This is a genomic window from Pseudomonas sp. NFACC16-2, assembly GCF_900119205.1.
In the GTDB taxonomy this organism is placed as follows: Bacteria; Pseudomonadota; Gammaproteobacteria; order Pseudomonadales; family Pseudomonadaceae; genus Aquipseudomonas; species Aquipseudomonas fluorescens_Q.
Genome location: NZ_FPIX01000009.1, coordinates 95,181 through 119,059, shown reverse-complemented (window position 1 = coordinate 119,059; position 23,879 = coordinate 95,181). Strand labels below are relative to the sequence as shown.

The 23,879-nt window shown below is 60.6% G+C and carries 25 protein-coding genes and 1 pseudogene; 12 read left to right on the top strand and 14 right to left on the bottom strand.

Annotated features, from left to right (window positions below; translation table 11 throughout):
- Positions 1-20: 20 nt before the first annotated feature.
- From BT116_RS10565 to BT116_RS10555, 4 genes and pseudogenes are all read left to right on the top strand, one after another.
- Complete coding sequence (locus tag BT116_RS10565; protein ID WP_063323822.1) at positions 21-941, top strand: LysR substrate-binding domain-containing protein; 921 nt, start codon at positions 21-23, stop codon at positions 939-941.
- Positions 942-1,128: 187 nt separating this feature from the next.
- Positions 1,129-2,202 (top strand): annotated as a pseudogene (locus BT116_RS31785) (Cache 3/Cache 2 fusion domain-containing protein); the annotation flags it as partial.
- 42 nt (positions 2,203-2,244) lie between these two features.
- Positions 2,245-3,105 (top strand): methyl-accepting chemotaxis protein, encoded by an 861-nt coding sequence (locus BT116_RS31780; RefSeq protein ID WP_371856973.1) that lies wholly within the window; start codon positions 2,245-2,247, stop codon positions 3,103-3,105.
- 234 nt (positions 3,106-3,339) lie between these two features.
- A complete protein-coding gene (locus BT116_RS10555; protein WP_072343094.1) occupies positions 3,340-4,554 on the top strand; it encodes an aldose 1-epimerase family protein in 1,215 nt (404 codons plus the stop codon).
- Here BT116_RS10555 and BT116_RS10550 read toward each other — a convergent pair whose 3' ends face one another.
- Entirely contained in the window at positions 4,555-6,048 is a 1,494-nt protein-coding gene (locus BT116_RS10550; protein ID WP_072343091.1) for a YifB family Mg chelatase-like AAA ATPase, read from the bottom strand.
- Between the two features lie 265 nt (positions 6,049-6,313).
- On the opposite strand from BT116_RS10550, the gene BT116_RS10545 reads away from it, so the two are divergent.
- Positions 6,314-7,591: a sensor histidine kinase gene (locus BT116_RS10545; RefSeq protein ID WP_072343089.1), complete on the top strand. Its 1,278-nt coding sequence runs from the start codon at positions 6,314-6,316 to the stop codon at positions 7,589-7,591.
- Between the two features lie 105 nt (positions 7,592-7,696).
- Here BT116_RS10545 and BT116_RS10540 read toward each other — a convergent pair whose 3' ends face one another.
- The 5 genes from BT116_RS10540 to BT116_RS10520 form a co-directional block, all read right to left on the bottom strand.
- Positions 7,697-7,930 (bottom strand): hypothetical protein, encoded by a 234-nt coding sequence (locus tag BT116_RS10540; protein ID WP_072343086.1) that lies wholly within the window; start codon positions 7,928-7,930, stop codon positions 7,697-7,699.
- A 38-nt stretch (positions 7,931-7,968) separates the two neighbouring features.
- The gene (locus tag BT116_RS31230; RefSeq protein WP_072343083.1) at positions 7,969-8,739 is read right to left on the bottom strand and encodes a deaminase; all 771 of its coding nucleotides are present in this window, start codon (positions 8,737-8,739) and stop codon (positions 7,969-7,971) included.
- Positions 8,740-8,768: 29 nt separating this feature from the next.
- Positions 8,769-9,530, bottom strand: a complete 762-nt coding sequence (locus tag BT116_RS31225; RefSeq protein ID WP_072343080.1) for a nucleoside/nucleotide kinase family protein — start codon at positions 9,528-9,530, stop codon at positions 8,769-8,771.
- A 348-nt stretch (positions 9,531-9,878) separates the two neighbouring features.
- Positions 9,879-10,406, bottom strand: a complete 528-nt coding sequence (locus tag BT116_RS10525) for a BRO-N domain-containing protein (protein WP_072343077.1) — start codon at positions 10,404-10,406, stop codon at positions 9,879-9,881.
- A 355-nt stretch (positions 10,407-10,761) separates the two neighbouring features.
- Positions 10,762-11,022 carry an accessory factor UbiK family protein gene (locus BT116_RS10520; protein WP_072343074.1) on the bottom strand — a complete coding sequence of 87 codons (261 nt, stop codon included), beginning with the start codon at positions 11,020-11,022 and terminating at the stop codon, positions 10,762-10,764.
- Between the two features lie 413 nt (positions 11,023-11,435).
- On the opposite strand from BT116_RS10520, the gene glnK reads away from it, so the two are divergent.
- From glnK to sutA, 4 genes are all read left to right on the top strand, one after another.
- Positions 11,436-11,774: a P-II family nitrogen regulator gene (gene glnK, locus BT116_RS10515; protein WP_002555808.1), complete on the top strand. Its 339-nt coding sequence runs from the start codon at positions 11,436-11,438 to the stop codon at positions 11,772-11,774.
- A 33-nt stretch (positions 11,775-11,807) separates the two neighbouring features.
- Entirely contained in the window at positions 11,808-13,142 is a 1,335-nt protein-coding gene (locus BT116_RS10510; RefSeq protein ID WP_072343071.1) for an ammonium transporter, read from the top strand.
- Positions 13,143-13,360: 218 nt separating this feature from the next.
- Positions 13,361-13,786, top strand: a complete 426-nt coding sequence (locus tag BT116_RS10505) for a secondary thiamine-phosphate synthase enzyme YjbQ (RefSeq protein WP_072343198.1) — start codon at positions 13,361-13,363, stop codon at positions 13,784-13,786.
- Positions 13,787-13,888: 102 nt separating this feature from the next.
- A complete protein-coding gene (sutA, locus tag BT116_RS10500; RefSeq protein ID WP_003206813.1) occupies positions 13,889-14,212 on the top strand; it encodes a transcriptional regulator SutA in 324 nt (107 codons plus the stop codon).
- Positions 14,213-14,415: 203 nt separating this feature from the next.
- On the opposite strand, the gene BT116_RS10495 is transcribed toward sutA, so the two are convergent.
- The 6 genes from BT116_RS10495 to BT116_RS10470 are packed head-to-tail and all read right to left on the bottom strand — an operon-like array spanning position 14,416 to position 19,020.
- On the bottom strand, positions 14,416-15,120 hold the full coding sequence (locus tag BT116_RS10495) for an HAD family hydrolase (protein ID WP_063323831.1): 705 nt from the start codon (positions 15,118-15,120) through the stop codon (positions 14,416-14,418).
- On the bottom strand, positions 15,117-16,016 hold the full coding sequence (gene xerC / locus BT116_RS10490; RefSeq protein WP_072343068.1) for a tyrosine recombinase XerC: 900 nt from the start codon (positions 16,014-16,016) through the stop codon (positions 15,117-15,119). Before xerC ends, BT116_RS10495 begins: the two co-directional genes overlap by 4 nt.
- 2 nt (positions 16,017-16,018) lie before the next feature.
- A complete protein-coding gene (locus BT116_RS10485; protein ID WP_072343064.1) occupies positions 16,019-16,741 on the bottom strand; it encodes a DUF484 family protein in 723 nt (240 codons plus the stop codon).
- A gap of 13 nt (positions 16,742-16,754) precedes the next feature.
- Entirely contained in the window at positions 16,755-17,585 is an 831-nt protein-coding gene (gene dapF / locus BT116_RS10480) for a diaminopimelate epimerase (RefSeq protein WP_072343061.1), read from the bottom strand.
- 4 nt (positions 17,586-17,589) lie between these two features.
- Entirely contained in the window at positions 17,590-18,837 is a 1,248-nt protein-coding gene (gene lysA, locus BT116_RS10475; protein ID WP_072343058.1) for a diaminopimelate decarboxylase, read from the bottom strand.
- A 9-nt stretch (positions 18,838-18,846) separates the two neighbouring features.
- Positions 18,847-19,020 (bottom strand): LPS translocon maturation chaperone LptM, encoded by a 174-nt coding sequence (locus BT116_RS10470; protein WP_013694543.1) that lies wholly within the window; start codon positions 19,018-19,020, stop codon positions 18,847-18,849.
- Positions 19,021-19,205: 185 nt separating this feature from the next.
- Here BT116_RS10470 and cyaY point away from each other — a divergent pair, with 185 nt between their 5' ends.
- The 3 genes from cyaY to rnk all read left to right on the top strand — a co-directional run bounded on the left by cyaY (position 19,206) and on the right by rnk (position 20,473).
- The gene (cyaY, locus tag BT116_RS10460; RefSeq protein WP_072343055.1) at positions 19,206-19,538 is read left to right on the top strand and encodes an iron donor protein CyaY; all 333 of its coding nucleotides are present in this window, start codon (positions 19,206-19,208) and stop codon (positions 19,536-19,538) included.
- A 4-nt stretch (positions 19,539-19,542) separates the two neighbouring features.
- On the top strand, positions 19,543-19,761 hold the full coding sequence (locus BT116_RS10455) for a DUF1289 domain-containing protein (protein WP_072343052.1): 219 nt from the start codon (positions 19,543-19,545) through the stop codon (positions 19,759-19,761).
- A 301-nt stretch (positions 19,762-20,062) separates the two neighbouring features.
- Positions 20,063-20,473 (top strand): nucleoside diphosphate kinase regulator, encoded by a 411-nt coding sequence (gene rnk / locus BT116_RS10450; protein ID WP_014340819.1) that lies wholly within the window; start codon positions 20,063-20,065, stop codon positions 20,471-20,473.
- 7 nt (positions 20,474-20,480) lie between these two features.
- Here rnk and BT116_RS10445 read toward each other — a convergent pair whose 3' ends face one another.
- Both BT116_RS10445 and BT116_RS10440 read right to left on the bottom strand, forming a co-directional pair.
- Positions 20,481-23,324 (bottom strand): class I adenylate cyclase, encoded by a 2,844-nt coding sequence (locus BT116_RS10445; RefSeq protein ID WP_072343049.1) that lies wholly within the window; start codon positions 23,322-23,324, stop codon positions 20,481-20,483.
- A 167-nt stretch (positions 23,325-23,491) separates the two neighbouring features.
- Positions 23,492-23,737 (bottom strand): TIGR02647 family protein, encoded by a 246-nt coding sequence (locus tag BT116_RS10440; RefSeq protein WP_003206789.1) that lies wholly within the window; start codon positions 23,735-23,737, stop codon positions 23,492-23,494.
- Positions 23,738-23,879 lie beyond the last annotated feature (142 nt).

The following is a 23,879-nucleotide window of genomic DNA, read 5'->3' as shown; positions in this document are numbered from 1 at the left end:
AACGCCATGGAGCTTTTGCGATGTCTCGTCGTCTTCCTCCTCTTTATGCGCTGCGGGCATTCGAAGCCGCGGCGCGCTACAGCTCGTTCACCCGCGCCGCTGAAGAGCTGTCGATTACCCAGAGCGCCGTCAGCCGGCACATACGCACGCTGGAAGATCACTTTGCCTGTCGGCTGTTCCTGCGCAGCGGCCGCAACCTGCAATTGACCGAGGCCGCACGGTTACTGTTGCCGGGCGTACGTGAGGGCTTCATGGCGCTGGAGCGGGCTTGCCATACCTTGCATGGTGAGGATGGCATCTTGCGCATGAAGGCGCCTTCCACGCTGACCATGCGCTGGTTGTTGGCGCGCTTGAGTCGCTTCCGGCATTTGCAGCCCGGCAACGAGGTGCAACTGACCAGTGCCTGGATGGACGTCGACTCGGTGGACTTCAACGTCGAGCCCTTCGATTGCGCCGTATTACTGGGCAACGGGCATTTTCCGGCAGACTGGGAGGCCAGTTTGCTGTTTCCCGAGGAATTGATCCCGGTGGGCGCGCCGAACCTGTTGAACGACCAGCCCTGGGATGTGGCGCGGTTGGCCAGCGCTGAATTGCTGCACCCCACGCCAGATCGCCGGGACTGGCGCAACTGGCTGCAACGCATGGGGCTGTCCGACAAGGTCTCGCTCAAAGGCGGGCAGGTATTCGATACCCTGGAGCTGGGCATGATCGCGGCAGCACGCGGCTATGGGGTCTCCATGGGCGATCTGCTGATGGTGGCTGAAGACGTCGCCCAGGGGCGCCTGAGCCTGCCATGGCCAACGGCTGTCGCCAGCGGTGAACACTATTACCTGGTCTGGCCGAAAACCCGGCCGGGAGGTGAACGTTTGCGCCGGCTCAGCGACTTCCTCCAAGGTGAGGTGAAGGCCATGCAATTACCTGATGTGCAGCGTCTGGGCTGAAACGTTGCAGTTGGCGTGCTGGCCACTTGATGTTAATCCTTCCAGGCCGCTCAAGTATTTGGCTTTGCCGCCGAATCCGTGAACATGGAACCCTCGTTCAGAAAGGGTCTACTTACACCTCACCCGAATAAAATGCCGAGCGTGCGAGCGTGATCAGGATGATCCGGTCTCTCGGCCAGGAGCCGTCATGTCTCAACCCCGTGCCCGGATCGCCTCACAGCTAGGCCTTGCGCTCGCTGTGATATTGGCGGTCGTGATCTCCGGCAGTACCGTCTTTGCCCTGCGTTCGCTGGACGCTGCCAACCTCGCTACCCGTGAAGAACACCTGGCCAGCGAAGCGCGCCTGATGGCCGATCAGCTCAATACGTTCCACAGCACCTTGCGCGAGAGCACCCAGCGCTTGGCGGGTCTGTTCGAGAAACGCTTCAGCGCGGGGCTGAGCGTGCATCCGGACCAGCCGGTGACGGTGGCGGGCGTACAAACCCCAGGCTTGAGCTTGGGCGGCGAAGTGTTAAATAACAACTTCAAGGAAGTGGATGACTTCAAAGCGATGACCGCCGGGGTTGCCACGGTTTTCGTGCGCAGTGGCGACGATTTCATTCGCGTCAGTACCTCGGTCAGCAAGCAGGACGGTACGCGGGCCATTGGTACCGTGCTCGACCGCGCCGGCCCTGCCTATGGTCCGGTGATCAGCGGGCAGAGCTACATTGGCCGAGCCTTGCTGTTTGGACGCTTCTACATGTCGCAGTACACGCCCGTACGCGACAGCAGCGGCAAGATCATTGCCGTGCTGTACGTAGGTTTCGACTACACCGATGCGCAGAACGCGCAGTTCGAGAACCTCAAGCGCTTCCGTATCGGCCAGACCGGTTCCCTGGCGCTGCTGGACGAACAAAACAAATGGCTGGTACCGCCGGCCGGCGTGCAGGCGCTGGACAACGCTACCGCAACCATCACGGGTCTGATCAAAAAGCCGGGCAAAGGCGCGTTCTGGACCGATACCGCCGAAGATTTCTACAGCGTTGCCGTACCGTTCGAAGGTGGGCCGTGGGCGGTGGTGGCGAGCATGCCCAAAACCGAGATTCGCGCCGTGACCTGGAGCGTCGGTACGCAACTGGCCATTGGCAGCCTGCTGGCGATGTTGTTGGCGGTCGGCTCGGCGATGTGGTTGCTGCGCAGCAAACTGGCGCCGCTGGGGGACCTGGTGCGCCAGGCCGAAGCCTTGGGCGCCGGTGACCTGAGCGTGCGCCTGAACGTGTCGAGCCATGATGAGATCGGTCAGTTGGCCCGTGCCTTCAACCAGATGAGCCAGGCCTTGTCGACCATGGTCGAGCACATCCGCAAGGCCTCCCAGGAGGTCAACAGCCGTGCCCAGGCGCTGTCCGGGTTGTCCAGCGGGGCGTATGAAGGCATGGAGCAGCAATCCGGCGAAATCACCAGCATGGCCGGCGCGGTGGAAGAGTTCAGTGCGACCTCATTGAACATTGCCGACAACATGGGCAACACCGAGCGCCTGGCCCAGGAAAACGCCCAGCAAACCCGCATTGGCCGAACCTCGATGGACGAAGCGTCGTCGTCCCTGGAGCAAATTGCCGGTGCGCTGAACAGTACGGCCACGGTCATCAATACCTTGGGCCAGCGTTCCCAGGAAATCGGCGGCATCGTGGGTGTGATCACCTCGATCGCCGAGCAGACCAATCTGCTGGCCTTGAACGCCGCCATCGAAGCCGCCCGCGCAGGCGAGCAGGGCCGTGGTTTCGCCGTGGTGGCCGATGAAGTCCGCAGCCTGGCTTCTCGCACTCGCCAGGCTACTGACGAAATTTCCAGCATGATCAATAGCATCCAGCAGGAAACCGGCAATGCCATCAGCACGATGGAGCAGGGCAACCTGTTGATGCAAGAAGGCCTTTCGCGCAACGCCAACGTGGCCACGGCCCTGGCCCGAATCGATGAGCAGAGCCGTTCGGCGGGCCAGCAGTTTGCGGCGATCACCACCGCCACCCAGGAACAAAGCAGCACTGCGACCCTGCTCAGCAGTAACCTGCAAAGCATCGCCATGGCCAACAGCGAACAGCGCGAAGTGGTCTCGAACCTGGCACTCACCGCCAAGGAACTGGAGAAACTGGCGCAGGACCTGCGCCAAGAGGTTGATCGGTTCCGCTGAAGCGTCCCGTCATGAGCAAGCTCGCCCATACCCCTGTGAGCGAGCTTGCTCGCGATGACGACCGCCCGGCCAACATCATCTCAATCTGATCCACCGCTATCGCGAGCAAGCTCGCTCCCACGAAAGCTACCACCCTGGTGTCGCTATTTTTTAGGGATATTGCTGTTTTTAAGCTTGCTGAAACGTTTCTTCAAGTCTATAAAAACCGCACAACTCCAATAAAAGGTCGTGACCATGACTCCGCTCAAACTCCTCATCACCCTTGGCGCCTTGGGCGCTGCCTCCCATGCGATGGCTTGGGACTACGTCCTGCTGGATACGGATAAAGCCGCTCAACCCTGGCAAATCACCAGCCAGCAACTCGGTGTGAAAACCGGCAAGCCCTTTTCCGTGACGATGCGCACCCTGCACGGCGGCCGGCAGGAAGGCGTCAGCATCGTCGATATCGACAATGGCACCCTCAAGCTTTCAGTCGTCCCGACCCGCGGCATGAATGTGTTGCAGGCCTCGGTTGGCAGCGTACGCATGGGCTGGGACTCGCCGGTCAAGGAAGTAGTCAACCCGGCCTTTATCGAACTCAACGGCCGTGGTGGCCTGGGTTGGCTTGAAGGCTTCAATGAACTGGTCACCCGTTGCGGCTACGAGTGGGTCGGCCATCCCGGCATGGACAACGGTGAGCTGCTGACCCTGCATGGTCGCGCCGCTAATATTCCTGCCAACAAAGTCACGTTGCACATTGATGAAAAACCGCCTTACGCCATCACCCTGCGGGGCGAGTTGAAGGAGCAGGCGTTCAAGAAGGTCGACTTTTCGGTACAGACCGAACTGGTCACCGAGCCCGGCAGTGTGACGTTCGCGCTCAGCGACACACTGACCAACAACGGCGATTACCCGAAGGAATACCAAGCGCTCTATCACAGCAATTTCAGCACGCCTTTGCTGGAGCAGGGCGCTCGTTTCGCGGCACCAGTCAAGCAGGTCTCGCCGTTCAACGACAAGGCCAAGGGCGATTTGCCGGATTGGCAAACCTACCGAGCCCCGACCAAGGATTATGACGAAACCGTCTATAACGTCGTGCCCTACGCTGACGCCAAGGGCGACACCCTCACCGTGCTGCACAACAAGGCCGGCAGCCTCGGTGTGTCGGTAGGCTTCAACACCAGCACGTTGCCCGTGTTCTCCCTGTGGAAAAACACCGATACCCAAGGCCAGGGCTACGTGACCGGGCTGGAGCCAGGCACCAGTTTTTCCTATAACCGCCGGTATCAGCGGCCCCTGGGCCTGGTCCCCACCATCGCGCCGAAAGAGCACAAGCAGTTCCAGATCCGCTACAGCCTGTTGGCGGACAAGGGCGCTGTGGATACGGCGCTCAAGCGCATCGACGCCATCCAGAACGGTCAGAAAACCGAAGTGCGCGATACGCCGCTGGTGGACCTGACCAAGCCGTGATCAGGGTGTAGCAGGCCGATACTGCAACGCTTCGGCCAGATGCTCCCGGCGGATGCTTGCCGTTTGTTCCAGGTCGGCCAATGTCCGGGCGACCTTGAGCAGGCGATGGGCGGCACGCAGCGACAAGGTCAGCCGCTCGCAGGCGGTTTCCAGCCAGGTTTCGTCGGCTGTGGATAACTTGCAATGCCGGCGCAGGCCCGGCAGATCCAGGAAGGCATTGGCGCAACCCTGGCGTCGTTGTTGGCGTTCCCGGGCCTCGGCCACTCGTTCGGCGACGGTGGCCGTGTCCTCGCCCGTTGTGCTCTTCGGGTTAAGTGCGGTGGCTTCCCGGGCCACGGTCAAGTGCAGGTCGATACGGTCCAGCAACGGACCGGACAACTTGTTGCGGTAGCGCTGCACCATGTCCGGTGTGCAGGAGCAGCGACCGCTGGGTTCGCCAAGATATCCACAGGGGCAGGGGTTCATCGCCGCCACCAGTTGGAAGCGTGCCGGAAACCGTACTCGATCACGGGCGCGGGACACCACGATGTGCCCTGATTCCAGCGGTTCTCTCAAGACTTCCAGCACCTTGCGGTCGAACTCCGGCAACTCGTCGAGAAACAGCACGCCATGGTGGGCGAGGGTTATTTCCCCGGGTTGTGGTTTCGACCCGCCACCCACCAGTGCTGGGCCGGAAGCCGAGTGATGGGGCTGGCGAAACGGCCGCTGCGGCCAGTGGCTCAGCGGCACGCAACTGGCAACCGACTGAATCGCCGCCACCTCAAGGGCCTCGCTCTCGGCCAGGGGCGGCAGCAGCCCGGGCAGACGGCTTGCCAGCAAGGTCTTGCCGGTGCCCGGTGGTCCGCTGAACAACAGGTTATGTGCCCCCGCGGCAGCGATCAGCAGGGCACGCTTGGCCCCGGCCTGGCCCTGTACTTCATTCAGGTCGGGGTAGGGCTTGCTGGCCGAGAGCAGCCCATTGGAAACGAAAGGCTCGACCGGTGTGTGCCCATTGAAGTGGGCCACTGCTTCGAGCAGATGGTCCACGGCGATCACCTTCAACCCCGAGGCCAGGCAGGCCTCTTCGGCATTGGCCCGCGGCACCACCAGCATGCGTCCGGCCTTGCGCGCCGCCAGCGCCGCTGGCAGTACCCCGCGCACCGGGCGCACCGCGCCGGACAAGGCCAACTCACCGAGACACTCGACGTCGTCCAGTGTCAGGGTTGGCACCTGCACACTGGCCGACAGGATGCCCAGGGCAATCGCCAGGTCGAACCGCCCGCCGTCCTTGGGCAGATCCGCCGGCGCCAGGTTCAGGGTGATGCGCCGCGCTGGAAAGCTCAGGCCCGAATTGATGATCGCGCTGCGCACCCGGTCCTTGCTTTCCTTCACCGCCGCCTCCGGCAGGCCAACCATCGTCAGCGACGGCAAGCCATTGGCCAGGTGGACTTCAACGGTAACGGCAGGCGCCTCGACCCCTACTTGGGCGCGGCTGTGGACGATGGCAAGCGACATGAATCATTCCTTGAGTGAATAGGGCGCCGCGTCCTGCGGCTCTGGAAGGTTAGTCTTGGGGATGAGCTTGGGCGCGGCAATTGAAGGGGGAAAATTTGGCAGGATGTTTCGACAGCGAGTGACGGCCGAGGGCGACAAGCGCGATGCGGTAGCGCATATCACCGTCTCGCCTGTCCACGCAAAATGCCCGGGAAGGGCCCGCTGCTAGACTCCGATTTGCCCAGTCGACATTTGGCGGTATCAACGGCACAACGAGGAAGTGGCCATGGACGATTTGCTGGCTTTGTTAACCGACAAGCGCTTCATGCCCCACGGGCATTGCTACATGTGGCGTCCGGATCTGCTGTGGACGAATGTGATCGCCGATGGCTTGATCGCCCTGTCCTACGTCACCATCCCATTCACGCTCCTGTACTTTATCCACAAGCGCAAAGACGTGCCGTTTGACTGGATGCTCGCGGCCTTTGGCGTGTTTATCCTGGCCTGCGGGACCAGCCATGTGATGGAGATCCTGACCATCTGGCAGCCTTATTACTGGTTGATGGCGCTGGTCAAGGTCATCACCGCGATTGCCTCGGTGATTACCGCCATCCTGCTGGTCCGGCTGGTGCCGGCGGCCCTGAAGATCCCCAGCCCGCAGCAACTGGCCAAGGTCAACGACGAGTTGCGCGAGGCCCAGGCTGAACTGGTCACCACCGCCCGCCGCGCCGGCATGGCGGAGATCGCCACCAATGTGCTGCACAACGTTGGCAATGTGCTCAACAGCGTCAATGTGTCAGCCCAGGTCCTGTACGAGAAGGTGCACACCTCCAAGGGGCCCGGGGTGGCCAAGGTTGCCCAGCTGATGAAGGAGCATCCCGATGACCTCGGTGACTTCATCAGCAGCGACCCGAAAGGTCGCGCGCTACCGGACTATCTCGACAAGCTGGCCGACGCGCTGGCCGTCGAGCAGCAGGGCATGATAGCCGAGTTGGCGCAGTTGACCCGCCGCATCGACCACATCAAGGAAATCGTCGCCACCCAGCAATCCTACGCCGGCAACGCCAGCGTGCTGGAGCCGGGATCGTTGCGTGAGCTGGTCGAGGATGTCGTGCGCATTTGCGATGTGTCCCTGGCTCGTCACCACATCACGCTGATCAAGGAGTTCAGCGATATACCGCAAATGCCACTGGACAAGCACCGCGTGCTGCAGATCCTGGTGAATCTGATCAACAACGCCAAGCAGGCGCTGGACGCCGGTGTGAACCGGCCACCGCAGATCATCCTGCGCCTGAAGGTCGTTGACGATGGGCGCGTGTGGGTCGAGGTCCAGGACAATGGCGAGGGGATTGCGCAGGACAATCTCGCGCGGGTGTTCGAGCACGGCTTCACCACGCGTGTCGACGGCCACGGCTTTGGTTTGCACAGCTGCATTCTGGCGGCGCACGAGATGGGCGGCGATCTGACGGCGCAGAGCGCGGGGCCGGGCCAGGGCGCGCTCTTTATCCTGGAGCTGCCGCTGGCACTGGCCTTGGACCCGTCTCAGCGGGCGGCGGATGGTTGAGCTGTCAGATCGAGGCCTAGGACACGAAGTGTTACAGGCTCTGCGGATAACCGGGGGAGCAGGTCGAGCGCCGCGCTTGAGTCACATGTAAAAGCAATAAGGGTCTCAGACGAAATGTCTGGTTCTGTGCAAGATCCTTGCGATTAAACCTGCTTCAGCGGAGGAAATCCGTTGCTTGGGAAACGCTATCACCTTGTTCTCAGTGAGGCGGAACACTTTCGCAGATTCAATGAACGCTGGTACCGGCAGGTACGACTGGTCCTTGGAATCGAAGGAATCAAAGGTGAGCGCCAACTGTATTCCGACTTCTGGTTTACCAGACTCGTCAACGTTCTTCATAAAATTCTCCACTGCTGCTAGCAGCTCACCAGATGACCTTAAATGCCGCGGGAGGATAGTCCCTGTACGATGAGAGATTCAAGGGTCGGAATGGCCTCTATTGTAACGAAGGCGACGGGATGGGCTTCCCTGGTATGCATATTTCCCTCTGCGTTTTTCCGGCCTTTGGGGTGAGCGGAGAAAAAGCGCAGGAATCTTGAGGGGGCCACACCGTCAAAGGGCATCACTCTGACCTTATCTGTCTCGTTTTCATTTTCAGTTATAGCATCCTCATGGAGCTTGGTAGCAAGGCTCTTTCTGTATGGTTCCAAGAAGTAAACCTCCCGGACTCCTGCTGCAACGATGTGTCGAGCGCAAGAGTGGCAGGGATAGGTGGTGACGAATAGCTTCCCGCCCCGGATCTTCCCTCCATCAGTACCGCCAGCACTTAACAATGCATGCATTTCCGCGTGCACAGCGCGCGAAAACTCAATCAAACTCTTCAACTGCGACTTCTTGCGGATGACTTGGTAGACCTGATCTCGTTTGGCCTCTTCGATGAGGCCTTCGCTGGTCAAGAGATCGACTATCGCATTGGAAATGGCTCTTTTTTCTTGGTCGTTGGAGCAAAAGCCGCCCCCAAGGTTCCAGCAGCGCCGGTCTTCATCGGGTGAGCTACCGTATGTTTCTGTCTGATAGAGCCCACCGAAAGCTTTGGGTACATCGTTCCATCCGGTGGCTAGGATCTCCCCATCAGCACTGGTGATAGCGGCGCCGACCTGTCGCGAAAGGCACGCTGAATTCCGTGCGGCTGAGAATGCCGTATACATGGCCCGTTCATTCAGGGTTGGGGTCGCAATCACCGTCCCCAACATGAGGTCGAGAAAGCGTTTACCCGCCCTTTACGATGTGTGTCTGTAGTCTTTTCCACGCGCAGGAAAAAGTCAGCTTGGGGAAACGTGTCTTCGACTCGCTGACCGTGGTCTATTTCCTCTCCAGAGTCTCTGTCGATCAGATCGTGGATGTGATCTCCCGGGCCTTTGGAGCGTTCAAGCCTGGCAATGCGCATCTCAATGGGCGAGTACACTCCCACGACGTGGAGCATATCTCCATAGATAGACCGCAACAGCTTCAGCTCATCGATATGTTTGATCGAGTCGATGATGTGACAGTAGCGAACAGTCACCTTAGGGATGACCGCTGATTCTGCATCTTCGAATAAATCGGGCTCGCGATTTTTTTCCGATGCTTGCTGGGCTTCCTCGCGCTCCAAGGTGATCCGTCTAATTGCAAAGCGAGCCAGGATTTCGTTGCCATACTCAGCACGAAGCTCATTTCCTGCCTCAATCAGCTTAAGAATGGATTTCTCGCCGGTCAGTGCTTTCTGCTTACGAATTTCGTCACTCAGTCGGATAATGTTAACTTTTTCGTAGCTATAATCATTGCCGAGCAGTAAGTCTTGGAAAGTCTGTGCAACATCGTGCAAGGGAGTCCCCATGGGTCCGCATAGGGCGATGACTATCTCTGGAGTGATTGTCTTTCCTATTGCGCCGATGTCGTCGAAATGACCGCTTTGGTCACTGTTCGCTGAGGCTATGAGGCGGAAGTCTGGTGCTGCCATAACGGTCCCTGTGAGGTATGCGCGCGTTGAGGTTTGATCGTTGCACATTGATATCAGATGCAAGCAGTTTGGCAACCAGCGATGTAATACGCGCGGAGCCTGTGCGACGCCAGGCTGAGGCATTTATCGTGGTATAGCTCTTTATCCCGATTTGGTTTGTATTTCTGGAGGCTCATTTGGTTTCCTCTGGACTCTTGGCGTCGCTGAATCGTAAGAGATGCAGGATCGCCGAGGTAATCAGCCGCGGGAGCTTCTCCTTGTAGGAGCGAGCCTGGATCGGTGAGGGACCTCGGTAACCCAATGGAACTCCACCAAATCGAAGGGTTTTCATGATCATCATTGACCAAACTAAAAAAACTGCAGCGCGCGCGAAGCACGCTTCCACCATGGAGGATTAACCGCATTCCGTGGTTGCTCCTCATACGGCAGCAATTGCGGAACATCCTGCAACCGAATCCAAGGCTGGTTATTCCAGTGCAGTAAATTCAAAGACATATTTGGCCAGTTCAGCACGCTCAGAATTGGGCGTTCGGCTGGTGCTAACTGTTGCGCGTCTCTTAGAGCTGGGACTACGTCGTGAGTGAGCCATTCCCGCAGGCCACGATATTCGGGGCAATAGTGATAGATCAGTAACGCATAGATACCGGATTCGCTGATCAGCAGTACGTTCTCGATAGTGCCGTGAATAAGCATTTGTAAATTTTGGTATTGGTCAGGATCGAGTTTGCGTAGCGCTCGGTCATCAAGAAAAAGCCGAAGGAACCGGCCCAGATCGCGAGCGCTGAACCAGGGTTGGTTTTGCAGTAGCAGGGCATGGAGGTGCAGCTTGTGACGGATGAAGACGTGGGGGATCAGATAAGCGTCATCGTGATTCATTGAACAGCTCCTTTTGCTTAAGGGCTGCCATCAATCGTCGCCAAACGATTGGGTGGCAGTTGTGCGCGGGTTGGCGAACCGGAGCAAAAGGAACCCGGCAGACCCGAGGGTCTCCCACGCACAACCGCCATGACTCGATGTGGCGGAAAGGAAGTCCGCCGTCGGATAGTGTGCGCCTTAAGCTGCTCGGGTCGCCAAACCCGGTGCTGAATGTTCAGCATCGAGCGAGCTTAGGAACCTGGACATGGCGGCGCAATCGGACGGAGGCGCTGAGGCTTGTAGGATTTTGCCGGGATGTTGGAAAGGATAGCGATCAAAATATCGCAGCCTTCGGCAGTTCCTACAGGGGTACACGTTATTCGATAGATGGATTCATCTTCGCCTCAAGCTCTGCGACCTTCGCCTCCAGGCTTTCCAGCCGCGCTCGGGTCCGGGCCAGCACGACCATCTGGCTGTCGAATTCTTCCCGGCTTACCAGGTCCAGTTTGCTGAAGCCGCTTTGCAGCAGGGCTTTGAACTGGCTTTCGATTTCGCTTTTTGGCAGGGGGGTGTCCCCACTCAAGAGGCGGGAGGCGTGGCCGCTCAGGGCGTCGAGGAGGTCTTTGGGCGCAAGCATGGCAGGTGTCCTGAAAACAATGACGGGCAGTGTATCACGCAGTGTCTATAGTCAATTCGCAAGCCAGGGATGCACGCTTTTCGCGCATGGGTCTGGGCGTTGCTGCACTGTTGTTGTGCGTATCGCTGCGGTTCATGGCACAACGCACGTCGAGCAGGTGGCCAAGAGACTGAAATCAGAGGGTTTGATGCAGATGGCAAGGTTTCTGCTTAGAGGCTGATGACCCATGCACTGATGCAGTCGCTGTGACGAATGCAGTGCAGCAGGCGAAACGGGGAGTTTCGTCAGGATCGGTTAACTGGCACCTGTCGGGCAACTTGGGCCGACGACGCGTTACAAAGCCAGGCACTGCGCTTAGACTTGAGTCGGGTTTGTTTTCCTGGGGCAAGTCCACCAATTCGGGAGAAAGTTTCATGAAGCTAGTCACTGCCATCATCAAGCCGTTCAAGTTGGACGACGTGCGCGAGTCGTTGTCCGAGATCGGCGTGCAGGGCATTACCGTTACTGAGGTCAAAGGCTTCGGTCGGCAGAAGGGTCACACCGAGCTGTATCGCGGCGCGGAATACGTGGTCGATTTCCTGCCCAAGGTGAAGATCGATGTCGCCATTGACGACAAGGATCTGGACCGGGTGATCGAGGCAATCACCAAGGCCGCCAACACCGGCAAGATCGGTGACGGGAAGATCTTTGTGGTCAATCTGGAACAGGCTATCCGCATCCGTACCGGCGAAACCGATACCGACGCTATCTAAGCCGCCAAACCCAACGCCCCAGGAGAAAACAATATGACTCTGCGTAAATTCGCAGGGCTAGGAGCCCTGTTGTCCTTCGCAATGCCTGGCCTGGCCATGGCAGAAGAAGCGGCAGCCCCAGTCCTGAACTCCGGCGACACCGCCTGGATGCTCACGGCCACGATTCTTGTACTGTTCATGACCATTCCCGGCCTGGCGCTGTTCTACGGCGGCATGGTTCGGTCGAAAAACCTTCTTTCCGTGATGATGCAGTGCTTTGCCATTACCGGTCTGATCAGCATCCTGTGGGTCATCTACGGCTACAGCATTGCGTTCGACACCACCGGCATGGAGCAGGGCGTCGTCAACTTCAATTCCTTTATCGGCGGTTTCGGCAAAGCCTTCTTGGCGGGCGTCACACCCGCCAGCCTGACCGGCCCGGCGGCGCTGTTCCCTGAAGCGGTGTTCATCACCTTCCAGATGACCTTCGCCATCATCACCCCGGCCCTGATCGTCGGCGCATTTGCCGAGCGGATGAAGTTCTCCGCCATGCTGATCTTCATGGGCGTGTGGTTCACCCTGGTGTATGCACCGATTGCCCACATGGTCTGGTCCGGTAACGGCGGCCTGCTGTGGGACTGGGGCGTACTGGACTTCGCTGGCGGCACCGTAGTGCATATCAACGCCGGTATCGCAGGCCTGGTGGCGTGCCTGGTGTTGGGCAAGCGCAAAGGCTTCCCGACCACGCCAATGGCGCCGCACAACTTGGGTTACACCTTGATGGGCGCGGCCATGCTGTGGGTCGGCTGGTTCGGCTTCAACGCCGGTTCCGCCGTCGCCGCCAACGGCACCGCCGGCATGGCGATGCTGGTGACCCAGATCGCGACCGCTGCGGCGGCGCTGGGCTGGATGTTTGCCGAGTGGATCACCCACGGCAAGCCAAGCGCACTGGGCATCGCCTCGGGCGTCGTGGCGGGCCTGGTTGCCATCACCCCGGCTGCCGGCACCGTGGGCCCGATGGGCGCCCTGGTCATCGGCCTGGCAGCGGGCGTGGTGTGCTTCTTCTGCGCCACGACCCTCAAGCGCAAACTCGGCTACGACGATTCCCTGGACGCCTTCGGCGTACACGGCATCGGCGGTATCCTCGGCGCGATCCTGACCGGTGTGTTCGCAGCACCGGCCCTGGGTGGCTTCGGCACCGTGACCGATATCGGTGCGCAAGTGTGGATTCAATTCAAGGGTGTGGCTTTCACGGTGGTCTACACCGCAATCGTCACCTTCATCATCCTCAAGGTCCTGGACGCTGTCATGGGGCTGCGTGTCACCGAGGAAGAAGAAGCGGTGGGCCTGGACCTGGCCCAGCACAACGAACGTGGCTACAATCTGTAAGCACACGCACACGCAATAAAAAATGCCCGGTTCGCCGGGCATTTTTTTGCCTGGAATTTGTCATTGCTCAGAGGGCGCCCCGGTTTTTCCGACGCCTTTTGTTGTGGATGCGACATGGGTTTTTATACCGCTAAAGGCTTACACCGAAGCAAGAATATTAGGCCCTTTGTTTTTTCCCAGAGCGCGCTAGAATGCGCGCCGAACGTGCGGAGATCTGTATGTGGCAACAGACGCTGATAACCCTGCGGGCAAGGCCTCGGGGCTTTCATCTGGTGACAGACGAGTTGCTTGCCGGCCTGCCTGAACTCCAGGCGTGTCGTGTCGGTCTGTTGCATCTGTGGCTGCAGCATACCTCGGCTTCGTTGACCATCAACGAGAACGCCGATCCGGCGGTACGTCGAGACTTCGAACGATTTTTCAATCGGCTGATCCCACAAGGAACCGCCGATTATGAGCACAACGACGAAGGCCTGGACGACCTCCCGGCGCACTTCAAGGCCAGTGTGCTCGGTTGTCAACTCAGCCTGCCGGTCACGGCAGGGCGGCTGGCATTGGGTACCTGGCAAGGTGTTTATCTGGGCGAGCACCGTGATCACGGCGGTGCTCGTAAAGTCCTCGCCACCTTGCACGGTGAAGGGGCATAACCGCTGATTGCCGGCGGATGTTGAATTTTTTCTGGCAGCCTTCGAACAGATGGCGAAGCTGGGCTATAACTAATCTGCTTTTCGCAAGTCATGAGGTAGAACATGAGCGACGATGATCTGGAAAACGACGACCTCGAAGTAGGTGACGAAGACGAGACCGAAGAAGGCCTTGAAGCGGCGGCGGAAGACGTTGCCGACGACGATGGGGCCGATGTTCCGGTTCCTACCGCCAAAGGCAAGGCCAAGGCGGCCGTTTCGGTCGACGAGTTGCCGAGCGTAGAGGCCAAGAACAAGGAGCGTGATGCGCTCGCCAAGGCCATGGAGGAATTCCTGGCCAGGGGCGGTAAGGTGCAGGAAGTGGAGGCCAACGTGGTCGCTGATCCGCCCAAGAAGCCTGACAACAAGTACGGCAGCCGCCCTATCTGAGTATCGGCTTCATTGCTTGCTGAAAAAGCCCGCCGTCGCTGCGGGCTTTTTCATGGGCGCGATTCCATTCCCAGGCCAGGCACAACCCCTGTGGGGGCGAGCTTGCTTGCGATAGCGGTAGGTCTGTTGGCATTGATGTCGGATGTGCCGCCGTCATCGCGAGCAAGCTCCCACAGAGGGCTTTGGCGGCTGTGAAGCAGGGTTCAGCGCTGGCGATGCCACCCTGCCAATAACCCTGGCAGTTCGGTCAGGCTACGAATCTCCGCATCCGGCGCATGGTCGGCTTCCCAGGCCTTGCCCGTCGGGTTGAACCACACCGCGCGCAGGCCGGCCTGCTGGGCGCCGGCGATGTCATCGCCGGGGTGATCACCAATGTGCACGGCGGTCTGCGCCGTCGCGCCGCCGCGCAGCAAGGCCTCGTGGAATAGCCGCGCGTCCGGCTTGGCGATGCCGATGTCTTCAGCACACAAGGCGAACTTGAAATAGTCCGCCAGCCCCAGGCGGCGCACATCGGCGTTGCCATTGGTGACCACGCCGAGGGCGAAATGATTGGCCAGGATCTCCAGCGTGGGCTGCACCTCGGGGAAAATCTCCAGCTGATGACGGGCGTGCAAGAACGTCTCGAAGGCCTGGTCTGCCAGCTCAGAGGCTTGCCACTGGTCGTAGCCGGCTTCCTGCAGGGCGCGAAACAGCACCCGTCGGCGCAGGGCGCTGATGCGGTGCTTCAGCCCAGGCTCCTCGCGCAGCACTTGTTCGCGAATCGAAAAAAGATGCTCCACCGGCACGCCGCCCAGGTTCGGCGCGTTGTCGGTCAGCCATTGGCGGAGTATGGCTTCGGCGCTGGCGATCACCGGCGCGGTGTCCCACAGGGTGTCGTCCAGGTCGAAAGTGATGAGTTCGATGGTCATGATTCGTCGCCCTTGATGCGTTTGGCCCTGGGGTGGGCACTGTCATAGACCGTCGCCAGGTGTTGGAAATCCAGGTGGGTGTAGATCTGGGTGGTCTTGATGTCCGAGTGCCCCAATAGCTCTTGAACGGCGCGCAGGTCCTGGGAGGACTCCAGCAAATGGCTGGCGAAGGAGTGCCGGAGCATGTGCGGGTGCAGGTTCTGTCCCAGCTCCCGTTCGCCGGCAGCCTTGACCCGCAACTGAATGGCCCGCGGGCCAAGGCGCCGCCCCTGTTGGCTGACGAAGACCGCGTCGTCGGCGGGGTTGGCCAGCGCCCGCAGCGGCAGCCATTGCTCCAGGGCTTCACGGGCCTTGCGGCCGACGGGCAGCAGGCGGGTCTTGCTGCCCTTGCCGAGCACTTGGACCATGCCATCGGCCAGGTCCAGTTGATCCAGGTTAAGCCCTGTCAGCTCTGAAAGTCGCAGGCCGGAAGAATAGAACAGCTCGAGCATCGCCTGGTCGCGCCGGGCGAGGAAGTCATCCTCGACGGCACCTTCGAGCAGTTGCAGGGCGCGGTCGGTGTCGAGGGTCTTTGGCAGCCGGCGCTCGCCTTTGGGCGGTGCCAGGCCGGTGGCCGGGTCGTGATCGCACAGGCCTTCGCGATTGAGGTAGTGATACAGGCCGCGTACCGCTGACAACAGGCGTGCCAGGCTGCGAGAGGATTGCCCCTGTTGATGCAGGCGGGCGATCAGGCTGCGCAAGCGCTGGATGTCCAGGGTCGCCCAGCTGTCGATGTTCTGCTTCTGGCACCAGCCCAGCACTTTTTCCAGGTCGCGGCGATAGGCCGACAACGTGTGGGGCGACACCTGGCGCTCACTGCGCAGGTGTTCGCAGTAGGCGTCCAGTTGCCGTTCCATCCTCAGCGTACCGAGCGCAGCGAACCGGCGACTCTTGGCAGTACCCGGCCGGTGACTTCGGCGATGTAGCTCAAGAACAGCGTGCCCACCGAGCTCTTGTAGTGCTGCGGATCGCGGCTGGCGATGGCCAGCACGCCGTGCACGCCCTGATGGGCGATGGCGACGACGGCGGTGGAGCCGATCTGCTTGCGTTGTTCTTCGCCGAACAGGAAGTCCAGCTCATGCTCGCGCAGGCTGCCGCTGACGCTTTTGTTTTCCGTGAGCAGGCCGCCGATGGCCGTCTGCGCTTCGGCATGGGTCACCCAGCGGCCCACCGGCATGGCGTTGTCGCCGAACAGGATCAGGCTGACAAAGGGCACCTGGAAATCCTGGCGCAGGCTGTCTTCGACGCTCATGACCAGGTCTTCGAGGGTGCTGGCGTCCATCAGGGCGAGGATCAGCCGACGGGTCTTGTCGAACAGCCGGTCGTTGTCCCGGGCTACATCCATCAGGTGCGAAAGACGATGGCGCATTTCGATGTTGCGCTCGCGCAGGATTTTCATCTGGTGCTCCACCAGCGACACGGTATCGCCGCGCCGGTGGGGGATGCGCATCGTCGCGAGCAGTTCTTCATGCGCGACGAAGAAGTCCGGGTGAGCCTCCAGGTAAGCCGCTACGGCCGCGGTTTCTGGCAGACTGGGGGATTCGTCGGGCTGTGGGGCTGGAACCTGTGGCTGGTCGGTCATGGGTTTGGCTCACTCAAAGACGAACTTGTCCTTCGTATACGCGCACTGCCGGGCCGGTCATCATCACCGGTTGGCCAGGGCCTGCCCATTCGATGGACAGGCGCCCGCCGGGCAGGTCGATCAACAACGGCGAATCCATCCACCCCTGGCTGATCGCAGCGACTGCGGCCGCACAGGCGCCGGTACCGCAGGCCTGGGTTTCCCCGGCACCGCGTTCCCAGACGCGCAATTGTGCGCGGTGGCGGTCGATGACTTGCAGGAAACCGACGTTCACTCGCGCGGGGAAGCGCGGATGATGCTCGATTTTCGGCCCCAGCTCATGCACCGGAGCACTGTTGATATCGGCCACTCGCAGCACGGCATGGGGGTTGCCCATGGAAACCGCTGCCAGTTCCACCGTAGCGCCGTCGACGTCCACCTGATAGCTCAAGGCCTGGGCCGGTGCCTGGAATGGAATGTCCGTCGGTACCAGGCGCGGAGCGCCCATGTTGACGCCGATCTGGCCGTCGCTGCGCACATCCAGTTCGATGATGCCGCTTTTGGTCTCGACGCGGATCTGCCGCTTGGCGGTCAGGCGCTTGTCCAGCACGAAGCGGGCGAAGCAGCGCGCGCCATTGCCGCATTGCTCCACTTCCGAACCGTCGGCGTTGAAGATCCGATAACGGAAGTCCACGTCCGGGTTATTGGGTGCCTCGACGATCAACAACTGGTCGAAACCGATACCGGTGTGCCGGTCCCCCCATTGCTTGGCGTGCTTGGGCAGGATGTGCGCGTGCTGGCTGACCAGGTCGAGGACCATGAAGTCATTGCCCAGGCCGTGCATCTTGGTAAAACGCAGCAGCATGGTTTTACTCCGGCAGCAGGCTTTCGCCGGCAAACAACTCGGCTACCGTCTCGCGGCGACGCACTTCGAATGCCTGATCACCGTCCACCAGCACCTCGGCGCAACGGCCGCGGGTGTTGTAGTTGGAACTCATGACAAACCCATAGGCACCAGCCGAATGCACGGCCAGCAGATCGCCTTCTTCCAGCGCCAGTTCCCGACCCTTGGCCAGGAAGTCGCCGGTTTCGCAGATTGGCCCGACGATGTCGTAGCTGCGGGTCGCAGTGTCGCGAGGGCGCACGGCGGTGACGTCCATCCAGGCCTGGTACAGCGCCGGGCGGATCAGGTCGTTCATCGCCGCGTCGACGATGGCGAAATCCTTGTGCTCGGTGTGCTTGAGGTACTCGACCTGGGTCAGCAGCGCGCCGGCGTTGGCGACGATGTAGCGGCCCGGTTCGAACATCAGCGCCAGGTCACGCCCGTCGAGGCGCTCACGCACGGCCTTGATGTAGTCGGCCACCAGCGGCGGCTCTTCATCGCGATAGCGCACGCCGACACCGCCACCGAGGTCAATGTGGCGCAGGTAGATGCCGCAGTCGCCGAGGCGGTCGACCAGCGCCAGCAGGCGGTCGAGGGCATCGATGAACGGTTCCAGGGTGGTCAGTTGCGAGCCGATGTGGCAGTCGACGCCCAGCACTTCCAGGTTCGGCAGTTGGGCAGCGCGTACGTACACGTCCTCGGCGTCGGCAATGGCGATGCCGAACTTGTTTTCCTTCAGACCGGTGGAAATGTACGGGTGGGTGCCGGCGTCGACGTCCGGGTTCACGCGCAGGGAGACCGGTGCGCGAACGCCCAGCTCGGCGGCGACAACCTGCAGGCGCTCCAGCTCGTCGGTGGATTCGATGTTGAAGCAGTGCACGCCGACTTCCAGGGCGCGGCGCATGTCTTCACGGGTCTTGCCGACGCCGGAGAAGACGATCTTGTCGGCGCTGCCGCCAGCGGCCAGCACACGTTCGAGCTCGCCACCGGAGACGATGTCGAAACCGGCCCCCAGGCGCGCCAGGACATTGAGCACACCCAGGTTGGAGTTGGCTTTTACAGCGAAACACACCAGGTGCGGCATGCCCACGAGGGCATCGGCGAATGTCCGGTACTGGGCTTCAATGTGAGCGCGGGAATAGACATAGGTCGGCGTGCCGAAACGTTCGGCGATCGCGGACAGGGCAACCCCTTCCGCGAACAGCTCCCCGCCACGGTAATTAAAAGCGTCCATGGCGTTCCCTTAGTAAGTGGTGGTGTGGGTGTCGTGCGAGTGGGATTTGGCCTGGGACGACTTGGCCTGTTCTTCAGGGGACTTGCTGTCATCAGGCAGGTACAGCGGACCTTTTTGACCACAGGCTGTCACGAGGCAGGCAACCGCGACGAGCGCAGCAAGGGAAGAGATCAGGCGCTTCATGGCGAAATCCTTGAAAATGCTTTAATTGCGCCGGAGTATACCGGCCACCCGTCAGCTTGCCTATGCAACGGGGTGCCCGTCTGGCGGCGCTGGTGGTCGTCAGTGGGTATATCCTTTGCAATCGCCGGGAAGCGTCCGTATCTTGCGGCGCTTGAGCATGAGCAGACATTTTCGAGGTTGCCGCAATGAGTTTGACTGAAGCCCGTTTCCACGATCTGGTCGATGCGACCCAGCAAACGCTGGAGGATGTGTTCGATGACAGTGGCCTGGACATTGACCTGGAAATCTCTGCCGGTGTACTCACCGTCAAGTTCGAAAACGGCAGTCAGTTGATTTTCAGTCGCCAGGAGCCGTTGCGGCAATTGTGGTTGGCGGCGGTTTCCGGTGGCTTTCACTTCGACTACGACGAAGAAAGCGAGCGCTGGATGTGCGACAAGAGCGAAGAGCAGTTGGGCGAAATGCTCGAGCGCATCGTCAAGCAGCAGGCGGGCGTGGAACTCGATTTCGAAGGCTTGTGACGGCGTGAGCCAGACCGCCCCGCAACGGCCACTCAAGCCGCTCTACAGCAACGTCAGCCCGTCCGTGCCATCGCCGTGTACTGGCGTGTGCAAGCTGGATGAACAGAAGGTCTGCCTCGGCTGTTTCCGTCATGTGGAAGATATCCGCGAATGGCGCTCGGCCGACGACGAGCGTCGGCGGGTTATCTGCGCCGAGGCGGCTAAGCGCCAGTCTCTGAGGTAATTTGTGGTGAGGGGATTTATCCCCGATGGGCTGCGAAGCAGCCCCCAATAGAAGCCGGGCACGACCAGCCTGATGCACCAAGGTGAGGGTTTAGGGCCGCTTCGCAGCCCAGCGGGGATAAATCCCCTCGCCACAGTCATTCTGCTTCCCATGACGATGAGTAGACCCCGCCCGTCTTGTTTATTTATTGAGCTGTGATAGTGTCCGGTTACGCCTCAATCCATCGAGGCCCGTGAAAACCCCGCCTTTTTGTGGCGGGGTTTTGCTTTTTTCGTGCAGAAGAAAGGAGTCTGCCAGGATCATGACCGCACCATCCATCACCCTTACCCGTCTGGACGTACAGCGTCTGGAACGCCTGATCGACAGCCTTGATGAAACGCTGCCGGGCGTGATTGCGCTGCAAACCGAACTGGATCGCGCCGAGAACGTGGTGGGCCACGAAGAAGTGCCTGCCGATGTCGTGACCATGAACTCGCGCGTGCACTGTCGCGAAGAAAGCAGCGGCAAGGACTATCACCTCACGCTGGTTTATCCACAGGACGCGAACGCCGACGAAGGCCGGATCTCGATCCTGGCGCCAGTGGGCAGCGCGTTGCTGGGCCTGAAGGTCGGTCAGCACATCGACTGGCCGGCCCCGGGTGGCAAGACGCTGAAGCTGACGTTGCTGGAGGTCGAGTCGCAGCCGGTCAATGGCGGCGACTGTGCGTTCTGAACCCGTCTCAGACCTGGTTCAGTGCCTCGTTCAGGGCGCGCTCCAGGTCGGCCTTGTAGCGCAGGTACAAATTGCTTGAACAGGCGCCGTCGCCCACCAGGCCCGAGAGGTCCAGGTCGGTGATGTAGCAGCGATAGCGCTGGGCTTCGCGGCGCTGTTCGACGATCTCCCTGGCGACCACGCGGAACAGTTGGTCGCCATGTTCCAGTTCGGAAAACTCCTGCTGATCACAGTACAGGGTGACGTGCACCTGCCCGTGCGCCGCTTTGCCGATGATCGCCTGCACGTCATAGAACGGCTTGTTGACTTGCATCTGCGGGGCTTGCCGCGCTTCGATCCGTCGCGCCCGGCCACTGCCTGAGGGCAATAACTGGTAGTACAGGGTTTCCAGGGTCGGCGGCTGGGCGGCATCCAGCGGCAGCAGGGCATCGCGACGATAAAGCACTGACTGCAAAAAGCGTTGTAGCGGCACCAGCAGGCTTTGTTCGTCGTGATAAGGCACGTGTTGTTGCCACAGCGCGTTGAACTCGTCGAGCACGTACAGATCGGCCTCGTCTTCGTCGACGCGGTAAAACACCTGGATGCACTCGGGCTGGCCCATGGGCAGGATCAGCGCCAGGTCATGGTCCTCCAAGGCCATCGGGTCCAGGTGCAAGGGGCTGTAGGTTGTCAGTTCCTCGCCCAGGTAATCCATCAGCGCCGACAGGCTGCCCAGCGCCACGTGGTTGACCTGGCCGGGCACCAGCTCCAACACGTGATAGTGCTGTTGGACCTGAAGCAGATAGCGGTGATTGAGCCTGCTCAGCAGCAGGGTCTGCGCCGTATCGATGACTTCTTCCACGCGCCGCGCAATGAATTGGGCGCGGTTGTGGCAGAAACAGCGCACCTGCAAGCGTGGCTGGTGCTGGGTGACGGGCAGGTCGTTGAGGTAATCGCGCAGGCAGTCGAGCAAGGCGTGTTCGCCGTCAAAACGGTTGACCAGCACCTCATTCCAACTGTTGAGCGTGACCTGGTCGAGGGTCAGCACCAGGTTCTCCCGGACCCCGGCATAGCTCAGGGAGTCGGTGCGCTCGGTGGTCATCAGGATATTCAAGTCGCGGTGGTGCTTGAGCGGGTCGACGCCGACGTTCACCAGGATCAACACTTCGCTGGGCACGCTGGCGCGCAGCAACTGTGCTTCATCCACGGTGGTCAAGGGCAGGGCGATGGACTGTTGCAGGCTGCCCAGCAGGTTGAACAGTTCGAACTCGCTCAGGTCGCTGTCGCCTGGGTGCAGCGCCAGACGCGTGCTGCTGTCGATCACGCCGTTGCGATGGCACCAGGTCAGCAGTTCCAGCAGCTCGCGGCAGCGCTTGATCGGCGCGAAATTCTCCCACTCCAGGGCGTTGAGGCTGCCGTTGTACAGCGCCCACTGGTTCTGCCCCGGTTCTTTCTTGTTGGGTGACTGGACCAGCGTCAGGGTGTCTTCGGCCAGGTCCGGCGCAATGCCGGGGTTGATGAACTCGACCTTGTCGGCCTTGCGTTCGAAGGCGGCATACAGCCGCCGGCCAAGCACGTTGAGATCGCGCTTGTTGATCAGGCTGACGGTTTTCTCGGTGCGGGCGAACTGGGTCAGGAAGCGGTAGCTGTGGGTGAGTTCGTTGACCAGGGCCCGTCGCTCGTGGCTGACCTGGCGGACTTTCCATTGGCTGCGGGCGTCCAGCAGCGCCAGTTGACGCTGGTCCCAGCCCCATTCCCGGGCCAGTCGTTCGAGCAGTACCCGTTGCCAGCCGCTGCTACGCGTCTGGCCGGTGAGCTTGCGATTGACCTTCAGGTACAGCGCGCGGCGGATCAACTCCAGGCGTTCGGATTCGCCGCGGGCATTGAGGTATTCCTCGATGCGGCGGTAGACCAGCATGTACGGATCCAGCTCTTCGAGGTCCAGGCGATTGGCAAATACGGCCTGTTTGAAGCGCAGGCTCAGGCAGCGAACATTCGGGTGTTCACTGGCATAGACCTCGGTCAGCAGCAGCTTGAGTACGGACTTGTAGGGCGACTCGATACCTTTGAACAGCTGCCAGAGCCCGGCACCGACGAATTCGCCTGGCGGAATGTAGGCCAGGTGTCCCAGGTCCAGGGTTTCATCGGCGCGAATGAAACGCTTGGACATCAGCGTATGGGTGTATTGCTCATAGTTCTCTTCTTCATAGACCGGTACCAGCCACCAGATCGGCGTGCGCCCGGCCAGCCAGATCGCGGTGCGGTAGAACTCATCCAGCAGCAGGTAATGCTGGGTGGTGCCGCAATCGTCGGAACTGAGCTGGTTGTCCCGCTCGCCCCGCACGAAACGCGCTGGGTCGATCAGGAAAAAATGGGCTTCGGCGCCCTGGGTCGCGGCCCAGATTTCCAGCAGCTGGCATTTCTTGCGCAGCTCGGCCAGGTCATCGTCGCTCAGGTCAGGCCCGTGGCACACCCAAACGTCCATGTCGCTCTGGTCGGCCTGGGCCAGGGTACCGAGGCTGCCCATCAGGAACAGGCCAAGGATCGGCCGTGGCGGGTTGCTGCCGTGCCGCGGCTTGTAGGAAAACGAGCGGGTCAGTCGCTGGGCTTCGGCAAGGATATTGGCGTCAGGCTCGTAGTTCGACAGCCCGGCAGGCGTGCTGCCGGAAACGTAGCCGGGCAGCAGCGGATGGTTGACGTGGAAGAACAGCGGCAGCAACGTCAGCACGCCTTGCTGGCGCGGCGACAGGCCTTCGAGGGCGCGCTCCATCCGCACGGTGTTGAGCTTGAGAAAACGCGCGCGCAACTGGTTCAAGACCTTGCGGTCGATTCCCTCGTCCAGATCAGGGCGTATTTCGTGATTGCGGGTCATGTCAGCTCAAACCGGCTCGCGGCGTCGAACGTGGGGTGATGGCAGGTTAGCGCCCGATCTTGGGAATTCTTAAGCTGAAAACAGATTTCGGATGCCGGTTTTTTACGCAGGGCACCCGTGCGCCTGCGGAAATCCCGTAAGGGAGATTTCCGTGGGCGACAGGGGGATCAGGCGGCTTCTTGCACGCTGAGTATTGTCAGGACGGTTTGTACGTTTTGGGCGGCATCTCGGCCCAGGCTTGTCAGGTAACCACCATCGGGCTGGGTGATCAGTTCTTTTTCGAACAGGCGTTGGGCAGCGGCAATCGCTTTAGGGGCAGCGGTCTGATGAATTTTCAGGCCTTCCTGGGAACTGTCCAGGTTGAAGAGTGCAAGGATTTCCAGTTCGGCAACCAGCTCAGGGGTAAGCGACATAAGGACTCCAGACTTTCTAGGAATTTGGTCGACAGCGTCACTAAGGTGAGCGCACTCGGCCGAGCTGTCCAGTCTCAGTGTCATGCTTTTTTTGTTTTGGGTGGCGGAACATCGCTGTCCTGCCAGGCAGAGCACCTTGTGG